This window comes from Oleiphilus sp. HI0043, assembly GCF_001634935.1.
The window spans coordinates 1-17,888 of the sequence record NZ_LWEY01000001.1; the positions used below are offsets into that span (position 1 = coordinate 1).

15 protein-coding genes and 1 pseudogene are annotated in these 17,888 nt (G+C 45.3%); 7 read left to right on the top strand and 9 right to left on the bottom strand.

Annotation, left to right across the window (positions count from 1 at the left end; translation table 11 throughout):
* The 3 genes from lgt to A3729_RS00015 form a co-directional block, all read left to right on the top strand.
* On the top strand, positions 1–724 hold a 724-nt coding region (lgt, locus tag A3729_RS00005), incomplete at its 5' end, for a prolipoprotein diacylglyceryl transferase (RefSeq protein WP_068632912.1).
* 29 nt (positions 725–753) lie between these two features.
* Positions 754–1,605, top strand: coding sequence for a thymidylate synthase (locus tag A3729_RS00010; RefSeq protein WP_068516218.1), 852 nt, complete (start codon positions 754–756; stop codon positions 1,603–1,605).
* Between the two features lie 24 nt (positions 1,606–1,629).
* Entirely contained in the window at positions 1,630–2,133 is a 504-nt protein-coding gene (locus A3729_RS00015; RefSeq protein ID WP_068516222.1) for a dihydrofolate reductase, read from the top strand.
* A 45-nt stretch (positions 2,134–2,178) separates the two neighbouring features.
* Here A3729_RS00015 and ilvD read toward each other — a convergent pair whose 3' ends face one another.
* Entirely contained in the window at positions 2,179–4,023 is a 1,845-nt protein-coding gene (gene ilvD, locus A3729_RS00020; RefSeq protein ID WP_068516225.1) for a dihydroxy-acid dehydratase, read from the bottom strand.
* A gap of 167 nt (positions 4,024–4,190) precedes the next feature.
* Between ilvD and A3729_RS00025 the strand changes: the two genes are divergently transcribed.
* Positions 4,191–4,778, top strand: a complete 588-nt coding sequence (locus A3729_RS00025; protein WP_082865204.1) for an LON peptidase substrate-binding domain-containing protein — start codon at positions 4,191–4,193, stop codon at positions 4,776–4,778.
* A gap of 39 nt (positions 4,779–4,817) precedes the next feature.
* Here A3729_RS00025 and A3729_RS00030 read toward each other — a convergent pair whose 3' ends face one another.
* From A3729_RS00030 to A3729_RS00050, 5 genes are all read right to left on the bottom strand, one after another.
* Positions 4,818–6,266: a bifunctional DedA family/phosphatase PAP2 family protein gene (locus A3729_RS00030; RefSeq protein ID WP_068516227.1), complete on the bottom strand. Its 1,449-nt coding sequence runs from the start codon at positions 6,264–6,266 to the stop codon at positions 4,818–4,820.
* 163 nt (positions 6,267–6,429) lie between these two features.
* Positions 6,430–7,431, bottom strand: a complete 1,002-nt coding sequence (locus tag A3729_RS00035) for a GGDEF domain-containing protein (protein ID WP_068516229.1) — start codon at positions 7,429–7,431, stop codon at positions 6,430–6,432.
* Positions 7,431–8,453 (bottom strand): diguanylate cyclase domain-containing protein, encoded by a 1,023-nt coding sequence (locus A3729_RS00040; protein ID WP_068516232.1) that lies wholly within the window; start codon positions 8,451–8,453, stop codon positions 7,431–7,433. The genes A3729_RS00035 and A3729_RS00040 overlap by 1 nt, the downstream gene beginning before the upstream one ends.
* Before the next feature lie 17 nt (positions 8,454–8,470).
* A complete protein-coding gene (locus A3729_RS00045) occupies positions 8,471–8,776 on the bottom strand; it encodes an EscU/YscU/HrcU family type III secretion system export apparatus switch protein (RefSeq protein WP_068516235.1) in 306 nt (101 codons plus the stop codon).
* Positions 8,773–10,455: a flagellar hook-length control protein FliK gene (locus tag A3729_RS00050; RefSeq protein ID WP_068516238.1), complete on the bottom strand. Its 1,683-nt coding sequence runs from the start codon at positions 10,453–10,455 to the stop codon at positions 8,773–8,775. The genes A3729_RS00045 and A3729_RS00050 overlap by 4 nt, the downstream gene beginning before the upstream one ends.
* A 223-nt stretch (positions 10,456–10,678) precedes the next feature.
* On the opposite strand from A3729_RS00050, the gene A3729_RS00055 reads away from it, so the two are divergent.
* The gene (locus tag A3729_RS00055; RefSeq protein WP_068516241.1) at positions 10,679–13,132 is read left to right on the top strand and encodes a hypothetical protein; all 2,454 of its coding nucleotides are present in this window, start codon (positions 10,679–10,681) and stop codon (positions 13,130–13,132) included.
* Positions 13,133–13,222: 90 nt separating this feature from the next.
* Positions 13,223–14,278, top strand: a complete 1,056-nt coding sequence (locus A3729_RS00060; RefSeq protein ID WP_197470141.1) for a TIGR02281 family clan AA aspartic protease — start codon at positions 13,223–13,225, stop codon at positions 14,276–14,278.
* A gap of 9 nt (positions 14,279–14,287) precedes the next feature.
* Here the strand turns inward: A3729_RS00060 and A3729_RS00065 are convergent, their stop codons facing one another.
* Positions 14,288–14,614: a hypothetical protein gene (locus tag A3729_RS00065; protein WP_068516247.1), complete on the bottom strand. Its 327-nt coding sequence runs from the start codon at positions 14,612–14,614 to the stop codon at positions 14,288–14,290.
* Between the two features lie 182 nt (positions 14,615–14,796).
* On the opposite strand from A3729_RS00065, the gene murJ reads away from it, so the two are divergent.
* Positions 14,797–16,404, top strand: a complete 1,608-nt coding sequence (murJ, locus tag A3729_RS00070) for a murein biosynthesis integral membrane protein MurJ (RefSeq protein WP_082865483.1) — start codon at positions 14,797–14,799, stop codon at positions 16,402–16,404.
* Between the two features lie 32 nt (positions 16,405–16,436).
* Here the strand turns inward: murJ and A3729_RS00075 are convergent, their stop codons facing one another.
* Both A3729_RS00075 and A3729_RS00080 read right to left on the bottom strand, forming a co-directional pair.
* Positions 16,437–17,018, bottom strand: coding sequence for a superoxide dismutase (locus A3729_RS00075; protein WP_068632915.1), 582 nt, complete (start codon positions 17,016–17,018; stop codon positions 16,437–16,439).
* A 226-nt stretch (positions 17,019–17,244) separates the two neighbouring features.
* Positions 17,245–17,859 (bottom strand): annotated as a pseudogene (locus A3729_RS00080) (pseudouridine synthase); the annotation flags it as partial.
* Positions 17,860–17,888: the final 29 nt, after the last annotated feature.

A 17,888-nucleotide genomic window follows, 5' to 3' on the forward strand; every position in this document is an offset into this window, starting at 1 on the left:
TGGTTTTGTGGCGGCTTACTTACTAGGGCAGAGACGAGCCCAACGACCTGGTGCTCCAATTGCCAAAGAGCAAGTCGGAGATATGATTTATTACTGCGCATTGGGGGTAATCCTGGGGGGGCGCCTGGGCTACGTATTCTTCTATAACTTCGACAAATTTCTCGATGACCCAGCTTGGTTGTTTAGAATCTGGGAAGGTGGAATGGCCTTTCATGGCGGCTTAATCGGTGTGATGTTAGCCATTGTTTTTTATGCACGAAAGATTGGCTGCACTTTTTTTCAACTATTGGACTTTATCGCGCCTCTTGTGCCAATAGGTTTGGGTTTGGGACGAATCGGAAATTTTATTGGTGCAGAATTATGGGGCAGGGCGACAGATGTTTCTTGGGGAATGGTATTTCCAAACGACCCGGAGCAATTGGTTAGGCACCCTTCTCAGCTTTATCAGGCAGGGCTTGAAGGGCTGATGTTCTTTTGTATTTTATGGTTTTATTCCGTTAAACCCAGGCCTGCGGCATCGGTCTCGGGTATGTTTATGATCTTCTATGGAATTTTCCGCTTTGTTGTTGAGTTCGTAAGAGAGCCTGACGCACATATTGGTTTTGTTGCCTGGGGTTGGCTGACGAAAGGTCAACTACTGTCATTCCCGATGATATTAATAGGTGTGGGTTTTATTTGGTATGCCTACAAATTTAACTCCGATAAACTATCGCACCGAGCATAAACTAGAAAATAAAAAATTGAGAGAAGCATATGAAGCAGTACTTAGCGCTTTGTCAGCGTATTATTGATGAGGGTGTGTGGGTAGATAATAAACGTACCGGAACGCGCTGCCTGACCCTAATCAATGCTGACCTGGAGTATGACGTTGAGAACAATGTATTTCCGTTAATTACCACTCGCAAAAGTTACTATAAAGCAGCCATTGCAGAACTTCTGGGTTATCTCCGTGGGTATAGCAGTGCTGCGCAATTTCGCGAGATCGGCTGTAACACCTGGAATGCTAATGCCAATGAGAATGAAGCCTGGTTGAATAATCCGCATCGTAAAGGTGAGGATGATATGGGGCGAGTATACGGCGTTCAGGGCCGGGCGTGGCAAAAGCCGGATGGCACGCCATTAGACCAGCTTAAAAAGATCGTCGATAACCTTTCGAAAGGGGTCGATGACCGCGGAGAAATTCTAAGCTTCTATAACCCGGGCGAGTTCGAAATGGGTTGTCTGCGCCCTTGCATGCATACGCACACATTTTCTTTGCTAGGGGATACACTGTATTTGACTAGTTATCAGCGTTCTTGTGATGTGCCGCTGGGGCTGAATTTCAATCAGGTTCAGGTCTATGTTCTGCTTGCTCTAATGGCACAGATCACGGGGCATAAAGCCGGTAAGGCTTACCACAAAATAGTCAATGCTCATATCTACGAGAACCAGTTAGAATTGATGCGAGATGTGCAGCTAAAGCGTGAGCCTTTCGCTTCTCCGAGACTAAATATCAACCCTGATATCAAGTCACTCGAAGACCTTGAAACCTGGGTGACGACCGCTGACTTTGAAGTCGTCGGCTATGAGTCGCATGACAGTATCCAGTACCCTTTTTCAGTTTAAATATATATCGAGTAGGAAGAAACAATGAAGCGCTCCATGATCGTCGCGATGGCAGAAAACCGAGTTATCGGCATTAACAACAAGCTGCCTTGGTATTTGCCCAATGATCTTAAGTACTTTAAACAAGTGACGATGGGCAAGCCGATTCTAATGGGGCGTAAAACCTATGAGTCGATTGGTAAGCCGCTTCCAGGTCGATGCAATATCGTTATAACGCGAAATGAAAGCTGGTCGGCTGAAGGCGTGAAAGTCGTGCACTCTCTTGAGCAGGCTTTTGATTTAGGAGAGTCGGTTTGTGATATTGACGGTCAGTCGGAAGTGATGATCATTGGTGGTGACCAGATCTATCAAACGAGTCTGCCGGATGTTGATCGTATCTATCTAACGAAAGTTCATGCAGAAGTCGAAGGCGATGCTTATTTTCCCGAAGTCGATTGGACTCAGTGGCGTGAAATTGGGCGGGAAGATTTTGAAGCCGAAGGGCCGAATCCCTATGATTATAGTTTTATCGTTTTGGATCGTAAGTAAAAAGAAAAGGACTGAACTTCTGCTCAGTCCTATGTTTCGTCGAGCTTAATCCAGCATATCCAAATTACGAACACCACCTTTATCGGCGCTTGTTGCCAGCATGGCATAGGCTTTCAAAGCGCTAGAGACCTTTCGCTCGCGATGCTCTGCTGGTTTCCAGGCTTGCTTGCCTTTCTGCTCCATTGCTTCACGTCGAGAGTTAAGTACCCCTTCTTCCAAGACAACATCAATTGAGCGATTAGGGATATCGATCTTGATTTTGTCGCCGGCTTCAATCAATGCGATAGCGCCACCGGCAGCTGCTTCAGGGGAAGCGTGGCCAATTGATAGGCCAGAGGTACCCCCTGAGAAGCGACCGTCGGTTAACAAGGCGCAAGCTTTACCTAGGCCTTTTGATTTCAGGTAACTGGTTGGATACAACATTTCCTGCATACCCGGGCCACCTTTAGGGCCTTCATAGCGAATAATAACCACATCGCCCTCAACTACGTCATCATTAAGTATGCCTTTTACTGCGGAATCCTGGCTTTCGAAGATAACGGCTTTGCCTTCAAACACGAGAATAGAGTCATCAACGCCAGCTGTTTTTACCACGCAACCGTCTTCAGCGATATTGCCGTACAAGACTGCGAGTCCACCCTCTAAAGAAAATGCATTTTCTAATGAGCGGATACAACCGTTAGCGCGATCACCGTCCAGTGTCGGCCAGCGAGTCGATTGACTAAAAGCCGTTTGGGTTGGAATGCCAGCAGGGCCAGCTTTAAAGAACTCGGCAATTTCTGGATCATTATTTTGCATAATGTCCCATTTTGCTAGCGCTTCTTTCATTGTCTTACTGTGGACCGTTGGCAGGTCGGTATGCAGAATTCCGGCTCGATCTAGTTCGCCCAGAATAGCCATGATGCCGCCAGCTCTATGAACATCTTCAATATGATATTGAGGAGAGTTCGGTGCAACCTTACATAACTGAGGGACGCGTCTGCTTAGTTCGTTGATGTTCTTTAGGTCGAAATCTAATTCCGCTTCTTGAGCCGCTGCCAAAAGGTGAAGGATGGTATTGGTTGAGCCGCCCATGGCGATATCAAGCATCACAGCGTTTTCGAAGGCTTTATGGCTGGCAATTGAGCGTGGTAGAACTGATTCGTCATCTTGTTCGTAATAGCGGCGTGTAATGTCTACGATGCGGTCTGCAGCATCAAGGAATAGCTTTTCACGGTCTGCATGAGTTGCCAATGTTGTGCCGTTACCTGGTAAAGATAGACCAATAGCTTCAGTCAGACAATTCATTGAGTTAGCCGTGAACATGCCTGAACAAGAGCCGCATGTTGGGCAGGCGCTGCGCTCATATTCTGCAACCGTTTCATCATCAGCGCTATCGTCTGCAGCAATGACCATGGCATCGACCAGGTCGAGCTTGTGTTCCGAAAGCTTGGTTTTACCTGCTTCCATTGGGCCACCCGATACGAAGATAACCGGAATGTTCAGACGCAAAGCAGCCATTAACATTCCCGGTGTGATTTTATCGCAGTTGGAAATGCAAACCAGTGCATCGGCACAGTGAGCATTCACCATGTATTCAACCGAGTCGGCAATCAGCTCTCTGGAAGGTAGGCTATATAGCATGCCGTCATGACCCATCGCGATACCGTCATCGACCGCGATGGTATTAAATTCTTTTGCAACGCCTCCTGCTTTTTCTATCTGGCGTGCTACAAGTTGCCCCATGTCTTTAAGGTGGACGTGACCTGGAACGAACTGGGTGAAGGAGTTTGCAACAGCGATAATTGGCTTTTCAAAATCTTCTGTTGTCATCCCGGTGGCACGCCATAATGAGCGTGCTCCCGCCATATTTCTGCCATGAGTAGAGGTTTTTGAGCGATAGGTCGGCATCGTTGGTCTCTTAAATAATCGTTGTTAGAAAGAAAAATCTGAAGCAGGCAGCATAGCAAAAAAAATGCATGCTGGCACCAAATGGCGAATCTTCAATACGAAACTATAAGATTGGAAAAATCAGTCTATGCTTACTTAAAAGCCAACCGTGAATACCTGAATAAACTATGAAACTGCCGCTGTTACCGCTCAATGCTATTGTCTGTCCGCAAGGTCGTATTCCTTTGCAGATTTTTGAGCCGCACTATTTAGATATGATTGCTGATTCGATGAAGCAAGGCGAAGGCTTTGTGGCAGTGTTGATGTGCAGTGAAAATGCACCGACTGAACACGTGCGAGAAGGGCAGTTCTATGAACTTGGCACGCGTGTTCAAATTGTAGATTTTGGCAAGACGCCTAGTACCGGGGTGTTAAATCTGACGGTTGAAGGTCTGGAACAAGTCAAACTATCCTCACTTGAAGAACGTGAAAATGGCGTCTGGTATGCCGAGCTTGAGGCTATTGGTGAAGAGCAGCATATTGACTTGCCCGAGGAGTTTGATGAGCTGCGTGTGGTACTGCAGGCTCTGGTCAAACACCCCTTTGTTCGCGATTTGAATATGGATATTGATTATGAAGATGGGCGCCAAGTAGGCTGGCGCTTGACTGAGTTACTGCCGCTAGGCAATAAACAGAAACAGCATCTTTATGAAATGAGCGACCCGCTTCAGCGTCTGCAAGCAATCTCTCGTCAAATTTCTGATATGGTTACTTAGGCCGTATAAATCTTGAGTCTTGATCAGACGGCTCTGCGTTTAGGGGCGTAACTGGTAAGCCTGCAAGGCTTCTGGAAAGAAATAAAGCTGATAGCCAATTAAGATGCCGAGCCATAGACAAAGTGCTGTCATAACCGCTTTCTTTTCAACAGTGATATCTCGACGGTTCGCGGCGTCATAAGCTTGGTGAGTGCTATATAACACTCTACTAATTCCACAAATCGCTAAACCTAGCGCTATGCCCCCAACAATATCAGACAACCAGTGAACGCTGAGCATAACCCGGCTAAAAGCGATCAGAAACATCGGCACAAAGAATAGCAAGTAGCACTGCCAGCGTTGGGTCTTGGGTAGCTGTTGGGCAATAAATGCTGCAATCAGGCCGTAGAAAACGGTTGAGCCTGAACTATGGCCACTAGGGTAGGCATATGAAACAGGCGGTGAGAGTACTAGTTCAGGTCGGGCAATACTAAATACTGCTTTTAGTGTGTGTGTAATTGCCGCAGTACTTAAGCCGGAAATCACCAGTAAAGTGGAGGCTCGGAACTGCCTTAGATAAAGCATCAAAGCGATGAGTGTTATAAAGGAGGCATACAAAAACTTTTCATCGCCAAGCAGGGTTAGATGGATAAATATCCGAGAGCTGATATCGCTGACAAAGGTACTGATGTTGCGCAGCTCAGCGCCGAGTTGAAGTACGCTGGCATCTAGTTGGCTTAGCAAGCCTGTTCGTAAAACCAGAAAGCTCCAAATAATAAAGAATAAGCTTGATCCTATGAATAAACTCAGTGACGCAAGTGGAAACTCATAGTCCTTTGATGACGTGTTTTGGCTTTTGTTATTGCGCAATAGCGCCGCATAGATGCGAGATCCATGCTGAAGGTTAAGGCTGGCATAGCGAAAGCTGAGAGTGATAATGAGCAGCGCAGCAATTAGAGAGAACAAGGCCGGATAAAAGTTACTTGGCAGAACCAGATGGACGGCACTGCCAGTCAGGTAGCCAGGCAAGATATAAAACGGTGCCCAAATGGTTGCCGAGAGGGCATTGAAGACAGTGAATCTGGTTTGAGACATTCCAAGCATTCCTGCGACAATAGGAATGACTGGACGAATAGGGCCGATAAAGCGGCCGAGCATAACGCTTTTCCCACCGTGCTTATGGAAGAAACGCTCACCAGACTGAAGTGTTTTAGGGTAGCGGGAGAAGGGCCAAATGTTTCGCAAGCTATCTTTAAAATAATGACCAAGAAAAAAGCTGATGCCGTCTCCCAATATGGCACCGAGAAAGCCCGATAATAAAAGCCACTCAATAGGTAGATTAATGTGACCTGCCAAGGCTGACACAAGAAAGAGCAGCAATACGCCGGGTACGATTACTCCTGCAAGCGCCAGAGACTCAATAAATGCAATAAGTAAAACAGCCACGAAAACCCAGTTTGGGTTTAGTTCAAGCCATGCAATAAGGGGTTGGAAATCAGATTCTGTCATTGTGCCGGGTGTAAGTGCGAATAGTATTGAAAGATGTGCCGGGGTAAACAGACTTAGCCTCGTTGGGTCACTTTACACACTAATGACAAGCGAGACAAATTGTCAGAAGTCTTGAGCTTTCGCCAATAGAGGGGAGAAAGCTGTAAACAACGAACTTGTCTGTTTAGTGACTATGCAGGCAGACGCGGTTATGGCCGTTTTTTTGTGCTTCGATCAAACCAATCTGAGCGTTCTCAATTAATTTCTTTGCTTCGCCATCTCGATCGCCTGAGCAGTCATCAGGTATATAGGTTGTGCAGCCCAGGCTAACCGTAATTGCATCAACCACTGGCCAGTTGCATTCCTCTATGGTGCGTCGAATTCTTTCCGCAATAACTAAAACGCCCTCTGAAGGTGTGCAAGGTAAGAGGAGGTAAGAGGTCTGCTTTCCATCAAAGTAGTCGCTATCTCCTGCGCGAATCATTGCTTTAAGTGTCTCTGCAAATCGAGCAAGAAGGTCGTTTGTATTTGGGAGACCGTGCATGTCTTGAATTTGAGGGAAGTAATCGACTTCAAGGGAAACCAGAGAAAGGGGTTTGCCTGTTCGGTCAGCTCGGCACATTTCTTTTTTAAGGGTATCTCTCAAATGGCGGTAGTTATAAGCTTTAGTTAGTGGGTCATGTATCTCAAGTTCTACCAGTGTGCGACTGCGTTTCTGATGAAGCTGAGCATAAGTACTTGTTAGCCCCATAAATAATGCAAAGCTGGTTGCAAACTCTAGTGCTGAGATGATGCTGCTGGCAAATAGCAGTAGCAGTGAGTAACACACACCCATCACCACGTTGAATATGCTTGCTTGGCGATAGGGAAGGCATAGATAACAAAGAAGACCAATCGGAAATATCCAGTGCTTAAGCTCCTCAGGGTGTTCGCCTGCATTGGCGAAAATGCTGAGAACAGATATAACACCTACAGCGAGACAGGCTTGCTTGAGGTATTTGGCTTCGGGGGAGAACTTGGCGTAGAGGCTTGTGCTTAAATAAACGATGCTTAGAAGTGTTGCAACGTAAACGAGCTCATAGAGACCGTAGCGATAATTTTGTATACCAAGCACAACCATAGCAATTGCGCCAAGCAGAAATAATGTGGCAGTAAGACGGGTTTGAAGCTGGATTTCAGAGAACATTATTGTGCTCCTTCTGCATTGGCTGGCGTTGCGTCTTGGGGCAGCTCATCGATGTCTCGATAGATGTGTGTTCTATTAATACTGGTAGCTTGTGTTTCTGATAAGGCATGGCTTGCCCGGCCTGTTATGGAGGTACTGTCATCGCCGATATTTAAGCAGGACACGCCAGCACTAACGGTAATACTTTCTCCATGAATCTCAATTTCTTTGCGGACTTTAAGTCGCAGGCTGTCTGCTATCTTGACTGCTTGAATCGAGCTGGTATGAGGTAAGACGATAAGAAACTCATGATGTTCCCAAAGGTAGTAACTGTCGAACAAGCGAAGGTTGTTATGGAGCAACTTGCCAATGGCAATCGTGACAGCATCTTGTTCTTTAGGGTTTAGTTTGGAAAGACATATTTTGTCAATTGCCAACGCGGCTGTAGACAATTCACTGCCTTCACGTTCACTGCGTTGAATTTCTTTTGTCAGGTCATCATCTAGATGTTCTTTGGTGGCTGCTTTGGTCAGGTTATCTGTACGACGCAGTGGCTTAAGCTGTTTTCGTCTTAGTTCTCTCAAGTAAACCAGGCAGCAGCTCATGCTTAGGTACAAAAGGTAGCTCATAGTATTTTGAATGTTTTCAAACGGAGAGCCGCTAGCATTCAAAGAGGCCAGGGCAAATACTGAGAATATCCCGACAAGCCATAGGGCAGGTTTGAATTCATAGAAAAAGAACAGCAATAAGGGAATGAAATAGGTCCATGTTTTAAAGTCTTCCAGGCCTGTCATTAAGCCTATTAGGGCAATGCAGGCGAGAGCCAGAGAACTGTGTTTAAACCAGATGAAGCTCTCTTTATCGGCATTTCGGTTTTTACTTTGCCACTGGTTTACAATGAGTAGCGCACACAGAACACCGATGCCGCAAGCGCTGATCAATTGCCCCTGAAAGAGCAGGGCGAGCGCTAAGGTACCTGCCAGAATAAGGGCATATAAGTAGGATTTTGAGTTAATAAGTAGTTGGTGGTCAGAATGTGCCATGTTGAAAATGTTGCTCGTTATGTTCTGGTCGTTGGCTCGCCAAAGCCTTGTGGTGTCTTTCCTTGCAGGTAATATGCAAAGGCAATTATTTCAGCTATTACCCGATATAGAACTTCGGGGATTTCTTCTCCCAGTTCTAGTTTAGACAAAATGCTGACTAATTCACTATTTTCGTATAAAGGTATGCCGTGCTCTTCGGCAATGCGCATTATTTCCTCAGCGAGCTCATTCTCACCTTTGGCAGTAAGTTTGGGCGCTGAAACTTCATCGTACTTGAGCGCGATGGCTCTTGTTTTCGAGCTGGTTTTGTTATTGTTGTTCATGCTTGAATATCTACCAGGCTTTGTGTCAACTTGGTGGCCTGTTGTTCTGGTAGGCCTTGTTGGCAAATAATATCGCCTACTTCTAGGCCTAGCTCTGAAAGCTTTTCCTTAAAATGTTTGCTCTCCCTTTGCGCGAGCGCGAAAGTATCGGCTTGATCTGCCCAGATAATGGATGAAATAGAAGGAGGGAGCAAGCTTACTTGAATATATATTGCTCCCAGGCCTTCTAAGTCGAAGGATAGTGATATTTTCCACTGCAATGCTTTGTCCTCAGATTCCTCTTCCTGGTTCTGAGTGGCGCTTTTTTCCTTATCGAGTCTCAGGCTGAAGGTGGTGACCCCTTGGTTGACATTCACCACGGGCAATTCAAAAAACCATGATTGAAGTGTATTGCCGTCACTGGTTTGGCTTTGAAAGAGGCTGTTCAACTGGTTGAACTGAATACGATTAAGCATTCCGGCAAGTATTTTCAAAAGCTGCCCGGTAGAAAACTCTTGCTCGGCAAAAAGAGCTTTGGCCTTCGCTGTTGTGTCGGACTGGATGCGCGGAAAATTAAAGGGAGTTGTTAATAGTTCAGGCTCTAAAAGGCTGCCAAGGAGTTTCTCTATCGCCTGGTTTTGTTCGCCGCTGCTATTTGCGGCAGGTAATAAGTTTCGGCTAATGCCTAGCAGGGTCGCTTTTAAATCGCTTGATATTGTCTTGTCTTGGCTTGGATCGGCTGCCGTGTTGCTATGTTGCTTTACAAGTTGCTGCAGCATGTCTAGTGCTTGCTTCGTGACTGCAGAGCTTGTTTGGTTGGTATTTTGAGGAGAGGGGGTTCCAGAAAGCGGGTTATTGGCAGTAGGTTTGGTCTGGTCTGCTTGCGCTAATGCTATTTTGTTCAAGGTTTTGAGGTTTTGGAGTTGCTCGAGTATTTGTTGTTTGTTGGTGGTGTTACTGAGCTGTGACTCCATGAAAAGACCGCTGTGTTTTAAGGCGTTTCTAATTGTGTCAGGAGAGCTTAGAGTGTCGCCTTGACGGCTGGCTTGAGAGATCTGCTCTGCGTGAGGAAGAGATTTGATCAGTGTTGCGATGCTTTCTAGCGCAACTTTTCGAGTAAGCGGCGATGAGCCTTGTGTAGGGGAGAGCTGGGTTTGTTGAGCGCTGGCTATCTTTGTTTGATTTTGAGAAATGGGCGGCGTTTGCGAAGTCGCTTTACTCATCTCATTCAGGGCAGCGAAGCCGGTACCAAGAGACAGTTGCTTCGGTAGCAGTTTTGCTAAGGTGCCTAATAGTATTTCGGTATTGATGCTGCCTTTGTCTGCTGGGATTTGAGCTGTGCTTCTATTAGTCGGACTGACAAGGATCAAAGCCTTGCTCTGTTTTGTTGATGAGCTTTCAAGCTTGACTAATAGCGTCTGACCTATCTCTAAAGGAATGCTGCTGGTGGTTGTGACAAGTTTGCCATTAATATTGAGTAGCCATTCTTTACTGCTGTGAGTGTTTACTGTGGCTGCTTTTCCTTCGATTACCGGCTGTTCCTGGTTAGTTTTGGGGGGGGGTGCCTGAACAGTTGCCTGGTATTGCTTACCGGGTACCAGTTTAAGCTCTTCAATGCTGGTAATTTGTGATCTAGAAAGAGTGCTTGTACCTTTGCTGACGACCTCTGGCGTTGACGGTGGTTTTGGTGTGATGTCCATGACGTTGCTGTATCCCAGGTGCTGCCAGAATAAATCTCGATTGGGACAGGGTTTTATTGTGAACAGGCTCCCAATCAAGACGCTTATAGATTATTTCACAGATTATCCCAGATATAATGGAGACGCAAAAAATAGAATTACGGAAAGATATTCCTGATGTTTTTGAATAGTGTCTCAGGAAATAGAGTGGTACATGGATTAGCTCATAGGAAATTAGGGTGTTATGACAAAGCAGGCATTTAAATTATTTCTCGCTTGGTGTGTTTCAATCGTTCTGGCAGGTTGCGAAGGGCGAGTGGCAGAAACGGCACCAGAAACAGTAGACGATACTTCACCACCTTCTACTCCGGGGCAAGATTTTCAAGATGTTGCTATCGACGAAACTTTTTTCTCTCGCCCGTCTGACGAGGTGAGTGACAGTTTGGGCTTATATTCCTTCAGTGCTCCAGAAACAGAAAGTTCGACGATTCAGCATGAGGCAGTTTTTTCCTCTGAATCAGGAATGATCTTGAGCCTGAATACTTCCGATAGCAATGGAGCCAAGCCGGATATTTCAATCTTGGTGAGTACCGATACCGTCTATAAAGTTGACCATGAAACGAATGAACTCAAGGCTATCAATCACTTTAAGAATGAAATATGTGAGATTCATCCAAAAGAGCTAGTCGTCTCTTCTCTTTCTGATTCCGGTACCGGTACCGTTGAGACCTTTTCGGTTAGGCATGCGGAGTCGGTTTATGTTGTGACCGCAGTCGATGAGGAAGACGGTTCAGCGTGTGAAAACATGGATGCAAGTCGAACATATTATGAACTACCCTTAAACTATCAGTTCGATGCTTCGTTTACAGACCCCTCTCTTACTGATGAGTTGCTTATTGTTGATGAAGCTCAGGCTAAAGCAAAGTTAGTGTTTGGCTGGATTGATAACCCGGATAATGCAGGGGAATATATTTTAAATTATGGTTACCTTGGTTATAGCTTTGCGCTGAGGAAGTTAGAGTTTTTTGACCAGGACAGGAATTCTGTATGGTCGCAAACCAGAGAGCTTGCTTCCTACCCATCAATTGACGCGAATGGGTTTACGTCTCCATTTTATCTCTTTGATGTACGTACCTTGGATAATTATCAATACCTGGTCCAAATGAATCAGGATATTTTTGTTGTCGATGCAAGCACAGAGTTTTTTGCAAAGACTCAGAGTGATGTCGGCACAATATTGACCGATCGGATAATAAATATCGGCAGCTATGCTCCTTATATCGCGGGGGGTGTCGAGCCAGGGATTTATGAAGTAGAAGCGTATCATGATGATGATGACTTAGTGATCATTGATGAAGGGAAGATTTTTACCTACCCATTTTTACAAAACCAATTTACGCCTGATAGCGTCAGTCATGACTACCTTGTTGAGACAAATGACGGATTTATCTATCAGGAACAAGCACACAGACGCAAGAAAACGTTTTCACAATTCGACTATCAGCGCTGTGACGAAGAGGATGATGCTTGTAATGCCGCTCATGATGTCACGGCTTCTTCCTGGCAGTTTATAACGGATTGTGATGCCGATCTCGGCTGTCAGTTGGAGCAGGATGTTGCAGACTTGTGTGAGACTCAAGAAGAACATGATGTGAGCCAGTCTGGCAGAAATATTTGTTCTGCCGAGTTTTTTGAGCACTTGGGGGAGTTGAATAATACAGAGAACGATGCCCAGTTCGTTGGTTATATGCAGTACTTGGCAGATTCCTTGAATAAGTATGAAGTGAGTATTTTTGAAGACAGCTTGTTGTTATCTGCATCAATGCTCGAAAAAGATCTGATTGTTCGTTATTTTTATAAGCAGTCTTTGTCAGCGCCAAAATCAGTACGTGAGCATGTTATGTTTGGTGCTGAATCAGATCTATATGCTCTGGAGCACTTTGTTGAAAATAACAACGTATATATCAGTGCTTTGATTCCAGGAGCGGTGAGAAGTAATGAGTGTTATAAAAACTACCTTCGTGTTGAGTGTGACCTGGGTTCCCAAGAAGGTGGTGGGAGTGACCGATGTACGGGGGCTGATCTGGCAGAGGGTACGTGTTTCTCTTCTTTTACCGAATTTGAATCTACAGCACTGTTTTGCACTCCTAATCAGGTATTAACTAGAGTATGTGCTGATGCTAGTCTTGACTCAGGCTCAATTCGTACTGAGGCAAGCGATGAAGATGGTAAATGGGTGCGAATGCTTGACCTGAGTGGTGACGAGGCTGATAGGCAGACAGTATATCTATTGACGTCCTCGCATCAGGAAGCGCTTGATGAACAGGTTCTTGATGAAGGACGCTTGCTGACACCTACCTTGTATGAAATTGACGATAATGATGGCTCTCTTGGCTCAGAGCTTGGCGTATTGAATGATGTTGTTGAGACGGTTATTGGCGGAGTGCTTTATCAGAAAGCGAGTGGCGCTGAACCGTTGTTTGAGGGCTTGCTGGATGTCCTTTCTTATGACGTGTCTGTCTCGGAGGAAGAGGGTGCTTCAGGTCAGGAATTACTTAGTCGTCATTCCAAGTATGCTATTGTTAATACCTTGAGTGATGATAATAGTGCTGTTTCGGTACGTCAGACTCCAAGGTTGGCGGAAACAGTCTTTAAACGATTTGACACTGCGCCAAAGTCAACGGGTTCATCTGAATAGACAAAGAAAAATATTTCAAGTTCAGAATAGGTAGTCCGCGTCTTCATGAGTGGTGTAGTGAGCTATCACTGGTCTGAAAGGGGGCTTATCTTGAATAGAACGTCAGGCTACTTATTAGCGCTCTGTGCTGGAGTATCTTTGGGTTGGCTAGCGCAGCAGTTCTGGTTTGCTGGTCTCGATCAGCAAGTTTCCAGCTCTCAGAGAGATTTGCTTCGAAATGAGCAGCGCCTAAAAAACTTGCGCTCAAAGGAGCAGAATTTAAAGAAACCGGCTAGCCTGGATTCTGTTGACAGTACTTCTACAAAAACCGAAATGACCGATATCGAGCTTCTTGCCGATCAGCTTGAGAATAAGGCTCAGCTATCCGAGACTGACTTTCAGGTCATTTTTAGTGTTGCCAAGCAAAAACTTGCTCAAGGTAATGTTCAGGACGCAATAGTCTACTTGTACGATTTGCGTCTACTGGTGGACTCTCAGTTTGAAGATGCCTACCTGAATGGTGTTCAAGACTTTGTGCAACATCTGGAGCAAACGCTGGAGAAAGCTGGTGAGCATGATTTATTAATTGCGAGCTTTAGGCAGTTGGTGAGTTTTCAGCCAGAGTATACCCCCTATTATTTATCCCTGGCTCACTGGCTAATTGTCTCTGAGGAGTGGGATGAGGCTGAACTAAGCCTTGTGTCAGCAAGGCATGACCTTAAATATGGCGAGGAGGTTCAGCTATTGGAAAATACCATTGCTGAACTTAGAGACCGTTCTAGTCAGTATATCGTTCCCTTGCAAACTATTGGTGAGCACTATTTGCTTGAGCTGCTTGTTAATGACGAGCACAGTTTGTCGCTAATGATTGATACGGGTGCTTCAATGACTGTCGTGAAGACAGAGTTTGTTCAAGAATATTTGCCTAGCCTTTTAGATGAGGCAGATGAGCTGCTGCTCAAGACCGCCAATGGCTCCGTCAAAGGGAGCAAAGTGCAGGTGGGTCAAGTCTCGCTTGGAGGATTATCAATGGGGGATGTTACTTTGGGAGTTTTGCCCTTATCTGACTTTACTTATGATGGGCTTTTGGGGATGGATATTCTCAAGCGTTTTGAGTTTAAAATTGACCAAGAAAATCAACAGCTGGTGCTGAATCCCCAGCTGTAAGTGTGTCGCTTAATTAGTCTTTAGATCTAGATAGCCCTTCTGAATTGATGTCTCAAAAGCTTTTGCTCCTTCAGCAAGCTCTTCAAAGCGAAGGCGCAGGGTTTTGAGTTTTTTTAATTCCTCGGCACTCGGTGAGTCATCAAGATCATCATATTTTTTTCCTAGTTCATACATGAACTTTAAATAAGCTGCCCGGCTCTGGGCCACGATATTGACGATGGGTTTTAAATCGCTGGTAGAAAGTGCCTCGATTTCAGGATTAATAATCTCCCTATTCGACTTCCGATACAGCTGCTCGTAGTGCAGCATCAATCGATTAATATCTTGTTCGTCCATTGTCTTAGTCCTGTGTAATATAAACGAGTGATTGGCTAATTTATTAAGCATAGAAGGAAAATACTCGGATTCAACTTTTATCCATGCTTTGAAAAGAGAAATGTTTCTGGGCAGGGTGTCTTTGCTTTTGATATCAAGCCAAGTATGCTTCGCGCTGATACTGAATAGGTTTACGAGTGCATATGGAAAACGAGAATAAAACAAATGCTCCAAAGGAGGGGGTGTCGAGCAATATTAAAGCAAAGCAGGCAAGTGGTTTGCTTCGCTCAAGCGGTATTGTTGGAGTAATGACTATGTTGTCCCGGGTCTTCGGCTTGGTGCGGGATGTTGTCGTAGCAAACCTGTTTGGTGCTTCGGCGGGGGCAGATGCCTTTTTTGTAGCCTTTAAAATTCCAAATTTCTTTCGGCGTCTATTTGCAGAAGGTGCTTTTTCCCAGGCCTTTGTCCCAGTGTTATCTGAATACCGTAGTCAGCGCACTGAGCGAGAGGTCAGGCAGTTGGTTAACTCGGTTGCAGGTGTGTTGGGGCTGGTATTACTACTTATTACGGCTTTAGCGGTCATGGGCGCTCCATGGCTAACGGCTTTGTTTGCTCCGGGTTTTCTTGAGGATACAGAAAAATATAACCTTGCCAGCGATATGTTGAGGATAACCTTTCCCTATTTGCTGTTGATCTCTTTGACCGCTTTTGCTGGTTCAATATTGAATAGCTATGGTTACTTTGCGATACCCGCTTTTACACCTGTTTTGCTTAACTTGGTGCTCATATCAGCGGCGCTTTGGTTAACGCCGTTATTTACAGAGCCAGTCATGGGCTTGGCATGGGGGGTCTTTATTGCAGGCCTGATACAGCTGTTTTTTCAGTTTCCCTTCTTGATAAAAATGGGCTTGATGCCTCGGCCACGCCTGGATTATCGTCATGAAGGTGTTCGACGTATTTTTATACTGATGGTTCCAGCACTATTTGGTGTTTCTGTAAGCCAGATTAATCTGTTGCTCGATACAGTGTTAGCGTCATTTCTACAAACAGGAAGCGTTTCTTGGCTTTATTATTCGGATCGTTTAGCTGAGTTGCCTTTGGGGATTTTCGGTATTGCCATTGCGACAGTGATTTTACCTAGTTTGTCTCGAAAGCATAGCAGTCAGTCTCACAAAGCTTTTTCTGACACGCTGGACTGGGCTATACGGATAGTTCTGTTGATGGGCGTTCCGGCAGCTGTTGCTTTGATTGTTCTTGCTGAACCTTTGGTGACGTCGCTATTTTATTACGGTGCATTAGAGCAACGCGATGTCTATATGTCGGCAATGAGCTTACGTGCCTATGCCTTAGGGCTCTTGGCATTTATGTTGATTAAGGTCTTGGCTCCCGGGTACTTTTCAAGACAAGATATGAAGACGCCTGTAAAGATTGGCATATGGGCGATGTGTGCCAACATGGTTTTCAATTTGATTCTGATCTGGCCTTTGCAACATACAGGTTTGGCATTAGCGACAGCGCTTTCGTCTTGGATGAATGCTTTGTGGCTTTTGAGTGGCTTAGTGAAGCGTGATGTTTATCATAGAAGCGAAGGTTGGGCTTTATTTGTGCTGCGGATAGTTGTTGCTGTTGTTGCGATGGTGTTGGCGGTTTCCTGGATGAATGTTGAAACCGAAATTTGGTTTGATATGAGTGTTTGGGAGCGAATAACTAAGTTGCTAGCTTTGGTTGTCGTCGGAATCGTTTCTTATTTTATCGTTTTGCTATTAAGTGGGATGAAGCTAAGAGCTTTGGTTAAAGGCTTGGGAGATTGAACCTCCTTAGTCACTAAGGAGGTTCAGAAGAATTATGCTGCTAGGTTTGCTGCAACAAATTCCCAGTTAACCAGCTTCCAGAACGCTGTCAGGTAGTTCGGACGAACATTACGGAAGTCGATGTAGTAAGCGTGTTCCCATAGGTCAACAGTTAGCAATGCAGTCTGGCCTTCAGTCATCGGCGTTCCAGCGTTGCTAGTGTTAACAATTTCCAAAGAACCATCTGCATTCTTAACTAACCAAGTCCAGCTAGAGCCAAAGTTGTTAACAGCTTTGTCGTTGAACTGAGCTTGGAAGTCAGCGAAAGATCCAAATGCTGCATTGATAGCCTCGGCTACTGCGCCAGTTGGCTCGCCGCCGCCATTTGGGCTTAGGCAATTCCAGTAGAAAGTGTGGTTCCAGATCTGGGCTGCATTGTTAAATACTGGGCCGCTTGAAGATTTGATGATGTCTTCAAGGGACTTGCCTTCAAACTCGGTTCCAGGGATCGCAGCATTCAACTTATCAACGTAAGTTTTATGGTGCTTGCCATGGTGAAACTCTAGAGTTTCTTCAGAAATATGTGGCGCTAGTGCGTCAATTGCATAGGGAAGTGCTGGTAATTCAATTGCCATGATGGGCTCTCCATTAATAATGAAAGTCTTTTTATACTATTTCTTGGTGAGCGATTTAGTCGACTCGTTAGAAAAAGCGTGGTTAGTAAGTCTATGATTTATTATTGCTTATTATGGCTCGAATGATAGCACCTAAATTTTTATAAGCCAAAAATCTTGCCTATATGCTTAGCAAATTAGCTTTGAAGTGGTGTTTAGTTTATTTATGTGCCGTATCGCACTGGTGCTAACTAGGTTTTTTTCTGTGTGGATGCTTCTTTTTGCTTGAATGGGTGCGTCCTTTATTACGAGAAGAATGTTTTTTATTTTCTCGTTGCTTAGGTAGGTGAACTTCCAGGCTTTTATGTTCGCCTGGTTGTAGGTTGTCGATAGACCAGGGGCCAATTGCTGCGCGAATCAGGCGGAGTGTTGGGAAGCCGACTTCAGCAGTCATTCGTCGCACTTGGCGGTTTTTTCCTTCGGTGATCGTTAATGCCAGCCAGGATGTTGGAGCATTTGCGCGCTGCCTTATTGGTGGGGTTCTCGGCCACAAGCAGGGCTCTTTAATTCGTTCGGCAATAGCTGGACGTGTTAGCCCATCTTTAAGTGTTACCCCATTACGCAATTTGTTAAGGGCTTCATCGCTAATCTCCCCTTCTACCTGTGCCCAATAGGTCTTGGGGAACTTGTGTTTCGGGTCGGCAATTCGAGCTTGCATTTGCCCATCGCCAGTTAAGATCAATAGTCCTTCTGAGTCGTAGTCCAGTCTGCCGGCGGGGTATATTTTGGGGGTTTTAATAAAGTTTGAAAGCGTTGAGCGGCCCTCATTATCAGTAAACTGAGATAGTGTGTGATAAGGCTTGTTGAATAGGAAACAAAAACATCAACAGA